The organism is Streptomyces sp. NPDC093089 (genome assembly GCF_044754405.1).
Classification (GTDB): domain Bacteria; phylum Actinomycetota; class Actinomycetes; order Streptomycetales; family Streptomycetaceae; genus Streptomyces.
In genome coordinates this window covers 218,143-235,655 of sequence record NZ_JBIVPA010000011.1, presented here as the reverse complement: position 1 = coordinate 235,655, position 17,513 = coordinate 218,143, and the positions used below count along the sequence as shown (strand labels likewise).

Genomic DNA, 17,513 nt, shown 5'->3' with positions numbered 1-17,513 from the left:
CGGATCCGCCCTGCCCCCGCTCTCCGTGGACCGCACCAGCCCGGTCCCGCTCTACTTCCAGCTCGCCCGGCAGCTGGAGAGCGCCGTGGAGGACGGGACGCTGGCCCCGGGCACCCTGCTCGGCAACGAGATCGACCTCGCCACCCGCCTCGGCCTGTCCCGCCCCACCGTCCGCCAGGCCATCCGGACCCTCGTCGACAAGGGCCTCCTGGTCCGCCGCCGGGGCGTCGGCACCCAGGTCCTGCACAGCAGGGTCCGCCGCCCGCTCGAACTCAGCAGCCTCTACGACGACCTCGACGCCGCCGGACAGCGCCCCGCCACCCGGGTCCTCGTGAACCGGCTCGAACCCGCCACCGGACCCGTCGCCGCCGCCCTCGGCGTACCCGAGGGCGGCGAGGTGCACTACCTGGAACGGCTCCGCACCGCACACGGCGAACCCATGGCGTACCTGCGCAACCACCTGCCCGCCGGGCTCCTGGCACCCGACACCGGGCTCCTGGAGGCCACCGGCCTGTACCGGATGCTCCGCTCCGCCGCCCTCACCCTCCACAGCGCCCGGCAGTCGATCGGCGCCCGCGCCGCGACCGCCGCCGAGGCCGCCCTCCTCGACGAGCCGGAGGGCGCCCCGCTGCTCACCATGGAGCGCACCACCCTCGACGACACCGGCCGGGCCGTCGAGTACGGCTCCCACCTCTACCGGGCCGCCCGCTACGCGTTCGAGTTCCAGCTGATGGTCCGTCCGTAGGGGGTGCACCGACCAGGGGCAGGCCCCCCGGCGAGCGCCGCGACCCGCATGACCGATACTGCAATGCACGCAGAAGGACACAAAGGAGGGCACGGCCTCGTGACCAGGCTTCGGACCGGAGGGGTGCGCGCCGTCATCGGCGCCGTGCTCGCGCTCACACTCACAGGGGCGCTCGCGGGGTGCAGCAGCACCGGCGGGAAGCGGGCGGAGGACGCCCGCAAGGCCGCGCAGGCACAGGCCCAGGGCCGTGCCGCCGTCGACACCCCGAAGTGGACCTTCGCCATGGTCACCCACTCGGGAGACGGCGACACCTTCTGGGACATCGTCCAGAAGGGCGCCCAGCAGGCCGCCGCCAAGGACAACATCAACTTCCTCTACGCCCACAGCGACGAGGCGCAGCAGCAGGCCCAGCTGATCGACTCGTACGTCGCCAAGGGCGTCGACGGGCTGATCGTGACCCTCGCCAAGCCCGACGCCATGAAGGCCGCCGTCGAGAAGGCCGTCAAGGCCGGCATCCCGGTGATCACCGTGAACTCGGGCGCCGAGCAGTCCGAGGCCTACGGCGCGCTCACCCACATCGGCCAGGACGAGACCGTGGCCGGCGAGGCCGTCGGCGAGGAACTCGACAAGCGAGGCAAGAAGAAGGCCCTCTGCGTCCTGCACGAGCAGGGCAACGTCGGCCACGAGCAGCGCTGCGCCGGCGCGAAGAAGACCTTCGGCGGCGAACTCGTGAACCTCTACGTCGACGGCACCAACATGCCCGACGTCAAGGCGTCCATCGAGGCCAAGCTCCAGTCCGACAAGGACGTCGACGCCGTCGTCACCCTCGGCGCCCCCTTCGCCGACACCGCCGTCCAGGCCGCGAAGAGCGCGGGCAGCAAGGCCGAGGTCGACACCTTCGACCTGAACGCCAAGGTCGCCACCGCCCTCCAGGCCGGCACCCTCGGCTTCGCCGTCGACCAGCAGCCCTACCTCCAGGGCTACGAGGCCGTCGACCTGCTCTGGCTGTACCGCTACAACGCCGACGTCCTCGGCGGCGGCAAGCCGGTCCTCACCGGCCCCCAGATCATCACCGGGGACGACGCCGCCGCGCTCGTCGGCTACGCGGAGCGGGGCACCCGATGAGCTCCACCGCCCCGCCCTCGGACGGCGTCGACCACGTCGACGAACGGCTCCTGCGCACCACCCCGCTGAAGAAGCTGCTCGCCCGCCCCGAACTCGGCTCGGTCGTCGGCGCCCTCGCCGTCTTCGTCTTCTTCTCCGTCTTCGCCGACAGCTTCCTGCGCGCCTCCAGCCTCGGCACCGTCCTCTACGCGGCCTCCACCATCGGCATCATGGCCGTCCCCGTCGCCCTGCTGATGATCGGCGGCGAGTTCGACCTCTCCGCCGGCGTGCTGGTGACGACCTCGGCGCTGATCTCGTCGATGTTCAGCTACCAGATGACCGCGAACGTCTGGGTCGGCGTCGGCGTCTCGCTGCTCGTCACCCTGGCCATCGGCGTCTTCAACGGCTTCATGCTGACCCGTACGAAACTGCCCAGCTTCATCATCACGCTCGGCACCTTCCTCATGCTGACCGGCCTGAACCTCGGCCTCACCAAGCTGATCAGCGGCACCGTCTCCACCAAGACCATCGCCGACATGGAGGGCTTCCCCTCCGCCCGGAAGCTCTTCGCCTCGCAGCTGACGATCGGCGGCGTCGAGTTCAAGGTCACCATCCTGTGGTGGTTCGGCCTCGTCGCCCTCGCCACCTGGATCCTGCTCCGCACCCGCTTCGGCAACTGGATCTTCGCCGTCGGCGGCGGCGCCGACGCGGCCCGCGCCGTCGGCGTCCCCGTCCACCGGACGAAGATCGGCCTCTACATGGGCGTGGCCTTCTGCGCCTGGATCTCCGGCCAGCACCTGCTCTTCTCCTTCGACGTCGTCCAGTCGGGCGAAGGCGTCGGGAACGAGCTCATCTACATCATCGCGGCCGTCATCGGCGGCTGCCTGATCACCGGCGGATACGGCTCCGCCATCGGCTCGGCGGTCGGCGCCCTCATCTTCGGCATGACCAGCAAGGGCATCGTGTACGCCGAGTGGAACCCGGACTGGTTCAAGTTCTTCCTGGGGGCGATGCTGCTGCTCGCGACCCTGCTGAACGCCTGGATCCGCAAGCGCGTGGAGGCCACCAAATGACGACCGAGACCGCCTCCGCCGCCCTGGTCGAGCTGGACGACGTCAGCAAGTACTACGGCAACATCCGCGCCCTCGAAGGGGTGTCCCTGGAGGTCCGCTCCGGCGAGATCACCTGCGTCCTCGGCGACAACGGCGCCGGCAAGTCCACCCTCATCAAGATCGTCGCGGGCCTGCACCGGCACGACGTCGGCACCTTCCGCATCGAGGGCGAGGAGGTCGCCCTCGCCAACCCGCGTGCCGCCCTCGACCGGGGCATCGCCACCGTCTACCAGGACCTCGCCGTGGTCCCCCTCATGCCGGTCTGGCGGAACTTCTTCCTCGGCTCCGAGCCCACCAAGGGCTCCGGCCCCTTCAAGCGGCTCGACGTCGGCCTGATGCGGACCACCACCCGCGAGGCGCTGCTCCGCATGGGCATCGACCTGCGCGACGTCGACCAGCCCATCGGCACCCTCTCCGGCGGCGAGCGCCAGTGCGTGGCCATCGCCCGCGCCGTCCACTTCGGCGCCAAGGTCCTCGTCCTCGACGAGCCGACCGCCGCGCTCGGCGTCAAGCAGTCCGGCGTCGTCCTGAAGTACGTCGCCGCCGCACGTGACCAGGGCCTCGGCGTGGTCCTCATCACGCACAACCCGCACCACGCCTACCTCGTCGGCGACCGCTTCGTCCTCCTCAAGCGGGGCGTCATGGCCGGCAGCCACACCAAGGACTCCGTCACGCTCGACGAGTTGACCCGGCAGATGGCGGGCGGCACCGAGCTGGAGGACCTCCGCCACGAACTGGAGCGGCCCTCCGCGACGTGACGGCCGCCGCGGCCGACCTCACGGCCCGCTCACTCCCCAGCTGGCAGAATCGGAGCCGATGAGTACCTACCGCGACCTCACCCACCGGGGCTCGGCCCGGGGCACCGTCCTGCGGACCGTCGGGACCCGCGAGCGGCGCTCCCACCTGACGGCGCCCCGGGTGCCGACCGTCGGCATCGACATCGGCGGTACGAAGGTGATGGCCGGTGTCGTCGACGCCGACGGCAACATCCTGGAGAAGCTCCGCACGGAGACCCCGGACAAGTCCAAGAGCCCCAAGGTCGTCGAGGACACCATCGTCGAGCTGGTCCTCGACCTGTCCGACCGGCACGACGTGCACGCCGTCGGCATCGGCGCGGCCGGCTGGGTCGACGCCGACCGGGCCCGGGTCCTCTTCGCCCCGCACCTCGCCTGGCGCAACGAACCCCTCCGCGACGCCCTCCAGGGCCGGCTCGCCGTCCCCGTCATGGTCGACAACGACGCCAACACCGCCGCCTGGGCCGAATGGCGCTTCGGCGCCGGGCGCGGCGAGGACCACCTCGTCATGATCACCCTGGGGACCGGCATCGGCGGCGCCATCCTGGAGGACGGCCAGGTCAAGCGCGGCAAGTACGGCGTCGCCGGCGAGTTCGGCCACATGCAGGTCGTCCCCGGCGGCCACCGCTGCCCCTGCGGCAACCGCGGCTGCTGGGAGCAGTACAGCTCGGGCAACGCGCTGGTCCGCGAGGCCCGCGAGCTCGCCGCCGCCGACTCCCCGGTGGCCTACGGCATCATCGAACGGGTCAAGGGGAACGTCCCCGAGATCAGCGGGCCGCTCATCACCGAGCTCGCCCGCGAGGGCGACGCCATGTGCGTCGAACTCTTCCAGGACATCGGCCAGTGGCTCGGCGTCGGCATCGCCAACCTCGCCGCCGCCCTCGACCCCTCCTGCTTCGTCATCGGCGGAGGCGTCTCCGCCGCCGACGACCTCCTGATCGGCCCCGCCCGGGACGCCTTCCGCCGCCACCTCACCGGCCGCGGCTACCGCCCCGAGGCCCGCATCACCCGCGCCCAGCTCGGCCCCGAGGCGGGCATGGTCGGCGCCGCCGACCTCGCCCGGCTCGTCGCCCGCCGCTTCCGCCGCGCCAACCGGCGCCGCGTCGAGCGGTACGAACGGTACGAGCGCTACGCCCAGGCCCTGCGCAACGGGACCTCGGGCCGGGCCGCCCGTACCCCCGAGGACCCCTCTTCATGACCCTGCCCCACCAGACCACCCCACCGCGCGACCCGCAGGCCAAGCTGCCCGAGGACCGCCGGCACATGATCCGCCGCCGCTGGCTGACGGCCGTCATCATCGTGCTGCTGGTCGGCATCCCCGCCGGCTACCTGGTCGTCTCCGCCGGCCAGAGCCGCGACAGCGGCCGCGACAAGGAACGCGAGTCCTCGGCGGCCGGCCTCCAGACCAACGTGCCCTCCCAGATGAAGCGGCGGGTCTTCGAGGTCCCGATCCCCGCCGGCGCCTGGGACGTCGCCTACTACGAGACGAGCAACTGGAAGACGAGCCGGCTCTACGTCCAGTTCACGACCAACGCCACCGGACTCGACGCCTTCCTCGCCGAGTCCGGCACCAGCCGCGCCCGGCTCACCCCGGACAGCGTCACGGTCGGCGGGCGCGACGCCGACATCGTCGACTGGACCTTCGACGACGCCAGGACCTGGGCCGGCACCACCGTCACCCGCGAGGAACCCCGTCCCGACACCGACATCACCGTCGACCTCACCGACCCGGCGTTCCCCCGGGTGTACGCGGTGTCCACCACCAGCCCCTGACCTCAGAGCCCGGTGACCTTGGCGCCCGCCGACAGCTCGTACACCAGGGTGACCGTGCGGCGCCCGCCCGGCGGGAGGGCGAGCTCCCAGCGGGCGATGCCCTCGGCGTCGACCGCGTCCGGCGCGGGGGAGCAGGCGTCCTTGTGGAGGCGCACCTCCACCGCCGACACCTCGGAGACCGGGATCCGCTCCCGGAGGACGACCGTCCGCTCGTCGTGCTCCCCGGGCGGGGAGAAGCGGGACAGGTGCAGCCGCACCGTGCGGGTGACCACCGTCCGCTGGGTGAGGCCGACGGTGTCGCGGGACTCCTCGGCCTCCCGGACCACCCGGTAGTCGTCCCGACTGCCGAAGGCCAGCTCGACCGGGGCGCCCGCCGCCGTGAAGTCCAGCGTGCCGCGTCCGCCGGACCCGCTGCCACGGACCAGGTCCACGGGCCCCGCGAGCAGCACGTGGCCGGACAGGTTGTCGCACCGCACCACCTGGGTGACCAGCGGGGACAGCTCCGGCGAGCAGGCGTACTCGGTGCGCGCGGCCGTGGTAAACGCGGAGACCGGCACCCGGTGGGCGCGGCCGTCCCCGGGCACCGAGACCGGCGCGGGGGCGCTCAGCACCCGTGCCTCGCCGCCGTCGTCCACCCCCGGCAGGCCGAGCACGGCGGCGGGGCCGAGGTCGCCGATCTCCTCCTCGCGCAGCTCGACGTCGACGGTGCGGCGCTCGGCCGCCGAGCGGTCCTTCAACGTCAGCCGGTCCTCGGCGAGCCGCGGCGGTTCGGTGGCCAGCGCCGACCGGGCCGTCGACAGCGTCAGCCGTACGCCCGACCAGTCCTCACCGGTGCGCTGCCAGACCATCGCGTCGGTCTCGACGGTCAGCGAGCCGCCGTCGAGCACCGCCCGGTAGGCGGGCCGCCACAAAGCGCACGGGGTCAGATGGCTCAGGCGCAGCTCCGCCGGACCTGCGGCCGAGGCCTCCACGGTCAGCTCGACGTGCCCGACCAGCTCGGCCGGCTCCTCCTCGGAGGCGTACAGGGCGCGCTCGGTCTCCGCCAGTTCCGCGTCGAGGGCTTCCCGCCGGGCCCGCACGGCCCGGAGCCGCTCGCCGTACGCGTCGCGCTCACCGTCCACCCGGTCCAGTTCGGCGGACCAGCGGGTCCGTTCGCTCTCCCCGGAACCGGCGCCCTCGCCGATCTCCCTCAGCAGGTCGGCGGAGATCCGGTCGAGGAGCCCGAGGCGGGTCCGCAGCCGGTCGGCCCGCCGCTCCAGGGACGCCTGCTCCTCCTCCAGGGCGTCCACGCGCCGGCGCAGGGCGGAGTCGTCGGCGGACGGCCGCGGCGCGCGCGGGGTCCAGGTCCGGACGATCCGCACGTCGAGCACGGTCGCCGGGTGGTCGGCGGTCACCTCGGCGTGGAGGGTCCGGTCGACGGCCAGCGCGCTGACGGGGCCCAGACGCAGCCGCTGCACGCCGGCCGCCAGGTCGAGCACGGCGGTGCGCTCGACGTGGGCGCGGTCCTCCAGGCACGTCACGGCGGTGACGGGGAGGGCGATCGGCACCGGGGCCGGGCTCGGGTCGGTCATCGGGGTCGTGGTCATGGCGGTGTCAGCTCCTGCGGTTTCCGCCGACCAGGGCCTTGCCGGTCGGGATGCGGATCTCGTAGCCGCCGTCGAGGGCGGCGGTGGTGCCCGCGGGCAGGTCCAGGCGCCAGACGCGGGTGCCCGGGGCGAGGCGGTCGCCGTCCGCGCCCTCCTCGGGCGCCGTCCAGTCGGCCTTCTCCTCGATCCGGACGTCCCCGTCGGAGGTGACCGGCACCCGCTCGCGGACCTCGACGGTGACGGGGCGCGCGAGCCGGTTCGCCAGCTCCACGTGGACCCGGTGGTCGAGCACGGTGGTGTTGTTGCGCAGCCCGGCGGTCGACTCGCGCAGGTGCGTCCGGCGGGTGACCCGGATGCCCTCGGCGGGCCCGAGGCCCACCCGGCGCACCCCGCCGGGGGCGAGCGTGGGCAGCGCGGCCGTCAGCAGGAAGTCGTCGTCGACGGTGACCTCCACCGGGCCGGCGAGCAGCGCCTGGTCGGTGGCGTTGGACAGGACCAGCGTCGCGTACACGGTCTGCTCGACGGACGGCACGCACAGGTACTCGGTGCGCAGGCCGACCGCGATCTCGCCGACGGTGACGGTGTGCCAGGTGCCGTCCGACGGGATGTCGGCGCGGGCGGCGGCGTCGAACCGATGGTCGAACGAGCCCGCCGACGCGCGGGGCCGCACGGCGTGACCCGGCAGCGGCAGCGAGGCCACCGCCTCGGCACGGCGGCGGTACTCGGTCCCCACCGGGTCGGAGGGAGCGTCGGGGAACAGCAGGCCCCGGCGACCGCCCTGCTCGTCGGGTCCGCGCAGCACGAGGGCCGCGTAGTCGAGCTCGTCACCGCTCGGCTGCGGCGGACCCGGGGGCGGCGGGGGCGGAGGAGGCGCCATGGCCGCCGCGGGGGCCGACGGCACGAGGCCGGCCGGGGCGCCCGCGAACGCCGGCGGAGCGCCGTACGCTCCCCCAGGCGCCTGGGGCGGGGGCGGCGCGAGCGGTACGGAGGGGCGCCGGGCACGCATCACGGGCGCCGGTGCGGGGGCCGGGGCCGGCGGGGGCGTCGGCACGGCGGAAACGGGCACGGGCGCTCCGGCATCGCCCGCGACGGCCCCCGGCCCCGAGACGGCGAACGGGCGGGGGCCCGCCGCGTCGTACCCGGAGAACAGGTCCGCGAGACCCGCCGGGGGCTCGCGCCAGCCGGACGGCGCGGGGGCGTCCTGACGGCGGCCGAGCCGGATCGACCGGAGCCTCGGCAGGTCGCTGCGGCGCCGCAGATCGGCGGTGGACAGGGCGACGCGCACCCCGGTCCAGTCCTCGTCGGTCCGCTGCGCGACCGAGGCCCGCAGCAGCAGCCGTCCGCTGCCGTCGCCCTGGCGGTGCGTCAGCCGGTACGTCGGCACCCACACGGCGCCCGGCACCCCGTACTCCAGCTCCACCTCCACGTCCGCGTCACCGGCGCCGTCGAGCGTCAGGTCCGCGCAGACCAGGGTCCCCACATGCGCCGACGGCGCGTCCGTGGAGGCACGGCGGAGCCGGTCGGCGGCGACGGACAGCGCGTGCTCGGCCCCGCGCAGCTCTTCCTCCAGCTCGGCCAGACGCGCGTGCATCGCCGTCAGCCGCTCGTCCACGAAATCGGCGAGTTCCAGCCATGCGTCGACCGGGGTCCGGCGGTGCGGATCGTCCCGCTTCCGACCGGGCGCCACCGGATGGATCCCCGCGACCTCCTTGACGCGCGCCAGCTGCCGGTCCCGCCGCGCCTCCGCCGCCTCGCGCGCGTCCCTCATCCGGTCGACCTCCTGCCGGGCGTCCTCGGGCGCGTCCGGCCCGAGCGGCGACGCCTCGACCACCACCCGCGCCTCGGTGACCCGCACCCCCGGCGCGCCGAGCACCCGGGCCCGCAGCGACCCCGGGTCGAGCGACCGGGGCAGCCCCGTCACCCGCACCCGGCCGTCCGGACCCGCCGTCCCCCGCGCCAGCCGGCGGCACACCGCGCCCCGCGCGTACACCACCACCGAATCCAGCGCCGACGCCCACCGCTGCCCGGACCCGTCCGTCATGTGCCCCGCCCCCCAGTCACGTTCACGCCGGCTGCAGCCTACGCCCGGCCCGCCCGCGACAGGGCCGGTATTTCCCGCGGGCCGTCCCCGCCCGTCGGCCGATTCTCCACAGGCCGGTGTGAGACGTCCCCCGTTCGCTGTAACGTACCGCTGACCTAGTGTTCTTGTGACTGTCCGAAGGTCGGAGCGGGGGAGCTGCCGGGATGTCGACGATCGGTCTGGCCGCGGCCATCGAGGAACTGCGACAGGAGCTGTACCAGGCCCAGCGCAACGGCGTCGGCCAGCAGTTCGCCTTCGGGGTGGAAGAGGCCGAGCTGGAGCTCCAGCTCGAACTGCGCGACTCCCTGAAGGGCGACGGCAAGCTCTCCTTCGGCGTCGTCACCGTCGGCGGGGGCGGCGAGCACGCCACCGTCCGCACCCACACGCTGAGGATCCGGCTGTCCGTCTCGGACAAGGCGGCCGGCGGCACCCGCCCCGAGGTCAGCGACGACAAGACCGGGTCCTGGGACGACGAGGACTGACGTGGATCAGGCCAGACTGGCGCTGATCCGCGGCGGTACGGAGGAAGAGACCCGAAGCACCGGCTCCGGCTATCTGATCGGCCCCCGGCTCGTGCTGACCGCCCGTCACGTCCTGGTGGACCGGGAGACCGGCGAGCCGTGGCCGACGATCCGGGTCCGGATCGGCCACTTCGACCACGGGCCGGCCCGGAGCGTCGCGGCCGAACTGCTGTGGACCCCGCAGGACGACCTCGACGTCGCGCTGCTGCGCGTCGACCACACCGCGGACATCCCCGGCGCCGTCACCTGGGGCCGGCCCACCGGCCGGGTGCCGCTGCCCTACCAGGGCCTCGGCTACCCGAAGGCCGCCACCACCGGCACCCGCGCCGTCGAAACCCTCGGCGGAGTCCTCTCGCCCCTCTCCGGCAACGGCCGGTACTACGTCCTCGACCAGCGGGCCGCGCCCGTCGCCGCCACGGACGGCGGCAACGCCTGGGGCGGCGCGTCCGGCGCCGCGGTCTTCTGCCGCGGCACCCTCGTCGGCGTCGTCGCCCAGGAACCCGAGGCCTACGGCGCCCGGCGCCTCCTCGCCGTCCCCGCGCACTCCTTCGTCGAGGACCCCGGCTTCCTGCACCACCTCGCCGAACACGCCTGCGCCACCGCCGACCTCGTCGCGATCGGCGTACCCGCGCCCAGGGCCGAGCCCGGCGCCGAACGCACCCCCGTCGAACGCGCCCTGGAGACACTGCTCCTCCCGCTCTTCGCCGACCCGGGCTCCCGCGCCGCCTACGCGCGGGAACTGGCCGGCGGCCTCGGCTACGAGACCGGCGACTACCACCCCACCACCGCCGACCTCGTCGCCCTCCTCCGGTCGCACCCCCGCGCCCACGCCGCACTCGGCCAGGCCCTCGCCCCGCGCGCCGCCGATCCGGCGTTCCGCGCCCACCTCACCGCCTTCCTCACCCAGGCGCGGACGCTCGGCCGAGGCCCCCTGCTCTCCCCGGACGAATTCGACGAACTCCTCCGCCTGCTGGGCGAGATCGGCCGCGAGCAGTCGGCGCTGCTGCCCCAGGCCGCCCGCGACGCCCTCCCGTACGCCGTACTCCCCGCCGCCCTCGACCGCCCCACCATCGAGGACGGCGAACTCGCCGCGACGATCGAGGCACTGGAGGAACTGTCGGACGGAGAGGGCGTCCCCGAGGGCAGCCCGCCCGTCCCCGCCCTGCTCCGCCTCGTCGAGTACGTGGCCGCCACCGTCGAAGGCGAACAGCGCCACGGCCTGCGCGCCTGGTCCACGCGCACGGCCGACCGGATCGGCATCCACGGCGACGCCCTCGCCGAACGCCGCATGGACGCCGCCCGATGGGCGGAACGCCGCCGCAACTCCCTCGTCTCCCGCGTGGTCATGGAACTGGAACACGACGGCACCGGCGGCGGCGACCGGTACCGGTGCCGCATCCTGCTCGTCCGCAGCGACGGCACCCACCGCGTCCTCAAAGCCCCGGAGTCGGAGCCCAGGACCCCGCAGGAAGCCGCGAGCGCCCTCGCCGACGCCGTCAGCGCCGCACGCCAGGAGCCGGGCCGCCACGACCACGTGCCCTGGGTGACCGTCGTCGTCGACGAGCACGGCCTCCACCTGGCCGTCGACGAATGGGAGGCCGGAGCACCCGAGGACGTCCTGCCGCCCTCGCCGATCGGCGCCGACTACCAGGTCTCCCTCAGCTGCCCGGAGTTCGACCGGATCGTCGCCGACCGGGGCCAGGACCGGGAACGCCGCTGGAAGAAGGGCCGGACCGCGGTCGCCGTCACCGGCCCCTCCTGCGGCGACGCGCGGAAACTCGTGCACCTGCTGCGCACCGAGCACCGCGACACCGCCCGCGTCGTCCTCCACGGCCCCGCCGACCAGCGCCGGTCCTGGCTCAAGGTCTGCCTCGCCCTCGGCGTCCCCGTCGTCCTGTGGGACCGCGACGCCACCGGGTACGAGGACGCCGACCGGCTCGGCGAACTGGCACCCGCCGGCGCGCTCGACGGACTCGCCGAGCGGGTACGCGTCTTCCGGAGCCGCACCGCGGCCCACCCGGAGGAACCGCGGGCCCGCCCCTCGCTCGTCTGGGAACCCGAGGACTCCCACCCGAGGACCGAACTGCTCCACCTGAGGGACCCCTGGAGAGGAACCCACCCGTCATGACCACCCACGACCGGACGACCGGCCCCGACTCCCCGGAGCGGGCACCCGACGGAGACGACTGGCGCCTCTTCCGCGGCGACGGCGAGCGCCGCCCCGTCGCCTTCCCCGAAGCACCCCCGTGGCGCCGCTTCGACCGCCCCGAATCCACGACCGGCGCCAAGGTCCCCCACCCCCGCCCCTACCTCATCGGCCCCGACGAGGCCGACGTCGTGAACGCCGCGCTCCATCTGCGCCGCCCCCTCCTCGTCACCGGACAGCCCGGCACCGGCAAGTCCTCCCTGGCCCACGCCGTCGCCCACGAACTCGGCCTCGGCCGCGTCCTCCACTGGCCGGTCAACAGCCGCTCCACCCTCCAGGAAGCCCTCTACCAGTACGACGCCGTCGGCCGGCTGCGCGAGGCCACCCTGCCGCGCGACGCCGACGGCACGGAACCCGACATCGGCCAGTACATCCAGCTCGGCCCCCTCGGCAACGCCCTCGTCCACCGGGAACGCCCGCGCGTCCTCCTCATCGACGAACTCGACAAGGGCGACGTGGACCTCCCCAACGACCTGCTGACCGTCTTCGAGGAAGGTGAGTTCGTCATCCCCGAACTCGCCCGGCTCCCGGGGAACCACGCGCCCGTCCACGTACAGACCGACCACCCCGACACACCCGCCCCCGTCGAACGGGGCCGCGTCCGCTGCGCCGAGTTCCCCGTCGTCATCATCACCAGCAACGGCGAACGCGAGTTCCCGCCCGCCTTCCTCCGCCGCTGCATCCGCCTCGACCTCCCCGAACCCGACGAGCGGCGCCTCCGGGACATCGTCGCCGCCCACCTCGGCGACAGCGCCCTCGACCAGGTCGACGACCTCCTGGAGACCTTCCTCGAACGCCGCGCCGCCGGCGAACTCGCCACCGACCAGCTCCTCAACGCCGTCTTCCTCCGCAAGGGCGGCATCACCCTCGACGCGGGCCCCCTCCTCCAGGCCGTCCTGCACCGCCTCGGCGGAGCCGTGTGACGCCGTGATCTCACGCGTGACGCAACTCCTCGCCGACAGCGGACTCGACCTCTCCCACGAGGAGCTCCTCGACGCCCTGTGGCTGGCCGGCAGGCTGCCCCGGGGCGCCGGGTCGCTCGCGCGCGCCGCGGAACGGAACGAGCCGTCCCACCCCGACGGCACCCCCGCACCGCACCCCGAGACCCCCGACCCGGCACCGGAGTCCCCGTCCGCCGGGACACGGCGACCACCCCACCCCGCCCACCCGCTCCTGGCCTCCGCCGGCGGGCACCGCACCGCCGGCGACGGAACGACGGCCCCGTCACCCGCCCACCCCGTCACCGTCCCCGACCGCCACTCCCTCGGCCCCGCACGCCTCCGCCTGGAGAAGGCGCTCCGCCCCCTCAGACAGCGCTTCCCCGACCCCCGCCGCCACGCCCTCGACATCCCGGGCACCGTCACCGCCATCGCCGAGACCGGCGTCCGCGAGACCGTCACCCGCCCCCTGCGCACCCGCTGGCTCACCCTCGCCCTCGTCGTCGACGACGGCGTCTCCATGATCCTCTGGCAGCGCCTCGCCTCCGACATCCGCACCCTCATGGAACGCGCCGGATCCTTCCGCGACGTCCGTGTCCACGGCCTCGACACCCGCGGCGGCACCCCGACCCTGCGCAGCAGCCCGTACAGCCACCGCGCCCGCCCCGAGTCCCCGAAAGCACTCTGCGACCCGACCGGCAACACCCTCGTCCTCGTCCTCAGCGACGGCGTCGGCGAGGCCTGGCGCGACGGCGGCATGCGCCGGGTCATGCACTCCTGGGCCCGGAACGGCCCCACCGCCCTCCTCCACGCCCTCCCCACCCGCCTCTGGCCGAGCACCGGCATCCCGGCCCGGACCTGGCAGGTCACCACCCCCGGCCGCGGCGGCCCCACCCGGTCCTGGCAGGTCACCGACCCCGACCTCCCCCCGGAACTCGTCCGCTTCGACTCCGTCCCCGTCCCCGTCCTCGAACCCACCCCCACCGCCATCGGCGACTGGGCCCGCCTCGTCGCCGCACCCGGCGCCACCGCGCTCCTGCCGTTGTGGGACGACGCACGGAGCCGCACCACCCCGTCCGCCGACGGCGATCCGGGCCGTCCCGACGACGACCCCCGGGCGACCGGCGCCGCGTCCGTCCTCCGCTTCAAGGCCGCCGCCTCCACCGAGGCCTACCGCCTCGCCGCCCACATGGCCGCCGTCGCCCCCGTCACACCCCCCGTCATGCGCCTCGTCCAGGCCGCCCTCGGCCCGCCCACCGACCCCGGCCACCTCACCGAGGTCTTCCTCGGCGGCCTCATGCACGAGGTCGACCCCGCCGAGCCCCGACCCCTGCCCCACCTCCGCCGCTTCGACTTCCACCCCGAAGCCCGCCGCACCCTCCTCACCGCCGTCCCCCCGAGGGAACTCCTCCACACCGCCGACGTCCTCACCCGCCGCCTCGAATCCGCCATCGGCCGCGCCCCCGTCTTCCCCGCCTGGGTCGGCCACCCCGACGGCACCGCCCTCGTCGACCACCCCGACCGCTCCTTCGGCTGGATCCAGACCCAACTCCTCACCCGCCTCGGCCTCCCCCCACTGCCGGGGAGCGAGGAGCCGGAGCCGTACGGCCCTGAGATCCAGGAGATCCAGGAGATCCAGGAGACCGGTCCGCTCGTCACGGCCGCCGCCGTGGGTTCGGACGGGTCGGGGCCTGGGAGGCCGGGCGCGGAAGGGCCGGAGGTCCCGACGGTCGCCCGAGGACAGGTGGGGCGGGACGACGTGGCCATCGCCCTGAAGAAGTACGAAGTCGCCGACCGCGTGCGGGAACTCGGCGCCGACCATCCCCGCACTCTCGACGCCCGGACCGACCTCGTCTTCGCCCTCACGGAGGCGGGGCGACTCGACGAGGCGCTCGTTCTGCTGGAGGAGGCGGTCGTCGACTTCGAGCGGCTGCTGGGACCGGACCATCCCGACACTCTCCGCGCTCGTGCCGACCTCGGCTTCGCATTCCGGAAGGCCGGGCGGCTCGACGAGGCGATCGCTCTGCAAGAGCGGGTTCTGGCCGACCGGGAGCGGGTACTGGGCCCCGAGGACCCCTCCACGCTGGCCGCCGGAGCCGCCCTCGCCTTCTCCTACACCGACGCGGGGCGGACCGACGAGGCCGTCGGCCTGGAGGAGCGGGTTCTGGCCGACCGGGAGCGGGTCCTGGGCCCTGAGCACCGCGCCACCCTCACTGCGCGGACGACCCTCGCTTTCAGCTACGGGAGGATGGGGCGACTCGACGAGTCGATCGCTCTGTGGGAGCGAGTGGTCGCCGACTCCCAGCGGGTTCGGGGACCGGACGATCCCGCCACTCTGACTGCTCGTGCCGACCTCGCTCGGGCCTTCAGGCGTGCGGACCGGAACGACGAGGCCATCGTCCTGCAGGAGGAGGTCGTCGCCGTCCGCGAGCGCGTCCAGGGTCCGGAGCATCCCGACACGATCACCGCTCGTGCCGATCTCGCTTTCTCCTACGGGAAGGTGGAGCGGTTCGACGAGGCCATCGCGCTGGAGGAGCGGACGGTCGTCGACTTCGAGCGGGTCCTGGGTCCGGAGCATCCCGACACGATCACCGCGCGCGCCGACCTCGCTTTCTCCTTCAGGCAGGTGGGGAGGAACGAAGAGGCCATCCGCTTGGAGGAGCAGGTCCTGTCCGTCCGTGAGCGGGTCCTGGGCGTGGAGCATGCCGTCACGATCACCTCCCGTGCCAACCTCGCCTTCTCGTACTACCAGGCGGGGCGGAGCGACGAGGCCATCGCGCTGGAGGAACCGGTGCTGGCCGTCCGTGAGCGGCTCCTGGGCCCGGAGCATGCAGACACCGTGGCGGCTCGTGCCAACCTCGCCGCCTCCTACCGGCAGGCGGGGCGGATCGAAGAGGCCGTCGCCTTGCAGGAGGACGTGCTCGCCGAGCGGAAACGGGCCTTGGGCCCGGAGCATCCCCAGACCATGAACGCCACCGCCTCCCTCGCCGTCTCCTACTACCAGGTGGGGCGGAGCGACGAGGCCATCGCGCTGGAGGAACCGGTCCTGGCCGTCCGTGAGCGGATCCTGGGGCCGGATCATTCCGACACCGTCAACGCCCGCGTCAACCTTGCCTTCTCCTACCGGCAGGCGGGGCGCATAGAGGAGGCCATCGCCCTGCAGGAGCGGGTGCTCCGTGATGCCGAGCGGGCCTTGGGCCCGGAGCATCCCGACACCCGTGTCGCTCGGAACGACCTCGCGCACTCCCTCGCGGTGAGGGAGGCGATGCGGTCCGGCGTTCCCGAGCAAGGAGTCCTCGTGGAGAGCGACGACGACCCGGAGGCCTCCGGCTAGATCGCGCCCCCGGACGTACGGGCTCCGGTGAAAGATGAGAGGGTCTTGCGGGTGAGTGAGACATCGACGAACACCCTGCAATACCGCGTCGACGGGCGGGAGGACGCGCCGGTCCTGGTCATCGGGCCCTCGTTGGGCACGACATGGCACATGTGGGACCGGCAGATACCCGAGCTCACCCGGGAGTGGCGGGTGGTGCGGTTCGACCTGCCGGGGCACGGAGGCGCGCCGGCGCAGCCGTTCACGTCGGTGGCGGAGCTGGGGGACCGGCTGCTGGCCACGCTGGACGGGATCGGGGTGCAGCGGTTCGGGTACGCGGGGTGCTCGCTGGGCGGGGCCGTGGGTCTCGACCTGGCGTTGCGGGCGCCGCACCGGGTGGCGTCGTTGGCGCTGGTGGCGACCTCGCCGCGGTTCGGGAGCGCGGACGAGTTCCGGCAGCGGGGGGTGATGGTCCGGGCGAACGGGCTGGAGCCGATGGCGCGGATGGCGCCCGAGCAGTGGTTCACGCCGGTGTTCGCGGGGGCGCAGCCGGCGATCGTCGACTGGGCCGTGCAGATGGTGCGGACGACGGACCCCGCCTGCTACATCGCGGCGTGCGAGGCGCTGGCCGTGTTCGACGTGCGGGAGGCGCTCGGGAGGATCGGGGTGCCGGCCCTGGTGCTCGTCGGGTCGGAGGACCAGGTGACCGGCCCCGCCGAGGCGAGGACGCTGGTGGCGGGGATCGCGGACGCGCGGCTCGCGGTGGTGCCGGGCGCTTCGCACCTGGCGCCGGTGGAGCAGCCCGCGGCCGTCACGGACCTGCTGTGCGAGCACTTCGCGGGGAGCGCGCAGGAGGCGAGCGGGACGCTGACGGTGCCGCCGATGCCCGCCGGGCCGGTGCCCGTCGTCGAGCCCGTGCCGGCCGAGCCGCCGGCCGAGGCGGCGGAGGCCGGGCGGCCCGACCCGTACGAGAAGGGGCTCGGGCTGCGCCGCGAGATCCTGGGCGACGCGCATGTGGACCAGGCGCTCGCGGCCGACCCGGACGGCGCGTTCCAGGGCCTGGTGACCCGGTACGCCTGGGGCGAGGTCTGGGGCAGGGAGGGGCTCGACCGGCGGACGCGCAGCGCGGTGACGCTGACCGCGCTGATCGCCGGGGGGCACCGGGAGGCGCTCGCCGACCACACGCGGGCGGCGCTCCGCAACGGCCTGTCCCCGGAGGAGATCCGCGAGATCGTGCTGCACACGGGCGTGTACTGCGGGCTGCCGGCGGCCGAGACGGCCCTGCGGGTGGTCGCCCGCGTCATCGAGGAGGAGACGACGCCCCCGGCGTAATCTGGCGGC

At 74.2% G+C, this 17,513-nt stretch carries 13 protein-coding genes; 11 read left to right on the top strand and 2 right to left on the bottom strand.

All coding sequences use genetic code 11. The features are described 5' to 3' along the window. Window positions 1-25 precede the first annotated feature (25 nt). The 6 genes from ACIQFX_RS26270 (at window position 26) to ACIQFX_RS26245 (ending at window position 5,528) form a co-directional block, all read left to right on the top strand. Entirely contained in the window at window positions 26-745 is a 720-nt protein-coding gene (locus tag ACIQFX_RS26270) for a GntR family transcriptional regulator (RefSeq protein ID WP_402468218.1), read from the top strand. A gap of 99 nt (window positions 746-844) precedes the next feature. Next, window positions 845-1,870, top strand: coding sequence for a sugar ABC transporter substrate-binding protein (locus ACIQFX_RS26265; protein ID WP_402467966.1), 1,026 nt, complete (start codon window positions 845-847; stop codon window positions 1,868-1,870). Beyond that, complete coding sequence (locus ACIQFX_RS26260) at window positions 1,867-2,922, top strand: ABC transporter permease (protein WP_402467963.1); 1,056 nt, start codon at window positions 1,867-1,869, stop codon at window positions 2,920-2,922. The genes ACIQFX_RS26265 and ACIQFX_RS26260 overlap by 4 nt, the downstream gene beginning before the upstream one ends. Further along, entirely contained in the window at window positions 2,919-3,719 is an 801-nt protein-coding gene (locus ACIQFX_RS26255; protein ID WP_402467960.1) for an ATP-binding cassette domain-containing protein, read from the top strand. Before ACIQFX_RS26260 ends, ACIQFX_RS26255 begins: the two co-directional genes overlap by 4 nt. 58 nt (window positions 3,720-3,777) lie before the next feature. After that, window positions 3,778-4,953 carry an ROK family glucokinase gene (locus tag ACIQFX_RS26250; RefSeq protein WP_402467958.1) on the top strand — a complete coding sequence of 392 codons (1,176 nt, stop codon included), beginning with the start codon at window positions 3,778-3,780 and terminating at the stop codon, window positions 4,951-4,953. Then, window positions 4,950-5,528: a hypothetical protein gene (locus tag ACIQFX_RS26245; protein WP_402467955.1), complete on the top strand. Its 579-nt coding sequence runs from the start codon at window positions 4,950-4,952 to the stop codon at window positions 5,526-5,528. The genes ACIQFX_RS26250 and ACIQFX_RS26245 overlap by 4 nt, the downstream gene beginning before the upstream one ends. A gap of 2 nt (window positions 5,529-5,530) precedes the next feature. On the opposite strand, the gene ACIQFX_RS26240 is transcribed toward ACIQFX_RS26245, so the two are convergent. Next, a complete protein-coding gene (locus ACIQFX_RS26240; protein ID WP_402467953.1) occupies window positions 5,531-7,114 on the bottom strand; it encodes a mucoidy inhibitor MuiA family protein in 1,584 nt (527 codons plus the stop codon). A 7-nt stretch (window positions 7,115-7,121) separates the two neighbouring features. Then, window positions 7,122-9,155 carry a DUF4139 domain-containing protein gene (locus ACIQFX_RS26235; protein WP_402467950.1) on the bottom strand — a complete coding sequence of 678 codons (2,034 nt, stop codon included), beginning with the start codon at window positions 9,153-9,155 and terminating at the stop codon, window positions 7,122-7,124. 203 nt (window positions 9,156-9,358) lie between these two features. On the opposite strand from ACIQFX_RS26235, the gene ACIQFX_RS26230 reads away from it, so the two are divergent. From ACIQFX_RS26230 to ACIQFX_RS26210, 5 genes are read left to right on the top strand one after another with little or no spacing between them, the layout of a single operon-like run. Then, the gene (locus ACIQFX_RS26230) at window positions 9,359-9,676 is read left to right on the top strand and encodes a trypco2 family protein (RefSeq protein ID WP_402467946.1); all 318 of its coding nucleotides are present in this window, start codon (window positions 9,359-9,361) and stop codon (window positions 9,674-9,676) included. Between the two features lies 1 nt (window position 9,677). Further along, window positions 9,678-11,843, top strand: a complete 2,166-nt coding sequence (locus ACIQFX_RS26225) for a trypsin-like peptidase domain-containing protein (RefSeq protein WP_402467943.1) — start codon at window positions 9,678-9,680, stop codon at window positions 11,841-11,843. Next, on the top strand, window positions 11,840-12,844 hold the full coding sequence (locus ACIQFX_RS26220) for an AAA family ATPase (RefSeq protein WP_402467941.1): 1,005 nt from the start codon (window positions 11,840-11,842) through the stop codon (window positions 12,842-12,844). The genes ACIQFX_RS26225 and ACIQFX_RS26220 overlap by 4 nt, the downstream gene beginning before the upstream one ends. Before the next feature lie 16 nt (window positions 12,845-12,860). Next, window positions 12,861-16,193, top strand: a complete 3,333-nt coding sequence (locus ACIQFX_RS26215) for an SAV_2336 N-terminal domain-related protein (protein ID WP_402467938.1) — start codon at window positions 12,861-12,863, stop codon at window positions 16,191-16,193. Window positions 16,194-16,244: 51 nt separating this feature from the next. Beyond that, window positions 16,245-17,504, top strand: a complete 1,260-nt coding sequence (locus ACIQFX_RS26210; RefSeq protein ID WP_402467936.1) for an alpha/beta fold hydrolase — start codon at window positions 16,245-16,247, stop codon at window positions 17,502-17,504. Window positions 17,505-17,513 lie beyond the last annotated feature (9 nt).

Bases quoted from the DNA above. Each gene is read 5' to 3' on its own strand.
- ACIQFX_RS26260 (WP_402467963.1), top strand. From the start codon at position 1,867: ATGAGCTCCACCGCCCCGCCCTCGGACGGCGTCGACCACGTCGACGAA.
- ACIQFX_RS26255 (WP_402467960.1), top strand. From the start codon at position 2,919: ATGACGACCGAGACCGCCTCCGCCGCCCTGGTCGAGCTGGACGACGTC.
- ACIQFX_RS26250 (WP_402467958.1), top strand. From the start codon at position 3,778: ATGAGTACCTACCGCGACCTCACCCACCGGGGCTCGGCCCGGGGCACC.
- ACIQFX_RS26245 (WP_402467955.1), top strand. From the start codon at position 4,950: ATGACCCTGCCCCACCAGACCACCCCACCGCGCGACCCGCAGGCCAAG.
- ACIQFX_RS26240 (WP_402467953.1), bottom strand. From the start codon at position 7,114: ATGACCACGACCCCGATGACCGACCCGAGCCCGGCCCCGGTGCCGATC.
- ACIQFX_RS26235 (WP_402467950.1), bottom strand. From the start codon at position 9,155: ATGACGGACGGGTCCGGGCAGCGGTGGGCGTCGGCGCTGGATTCGGTG.
- ACIQFX_RS26230 (WP_402467946.1), top strand. From the start codon at position 9,359: ATGTCGACGATCGGTCTGGCCGCGGCCATCGAGGAACTGCGACAGGAG.
- ACIQFX_RS26220 (WP_402467941.1), top strand. From the start codon at position 11,840: ATGACCACCCACGACCGGACGACCGGCCCCGACTCCCCGGAGCGGGCA.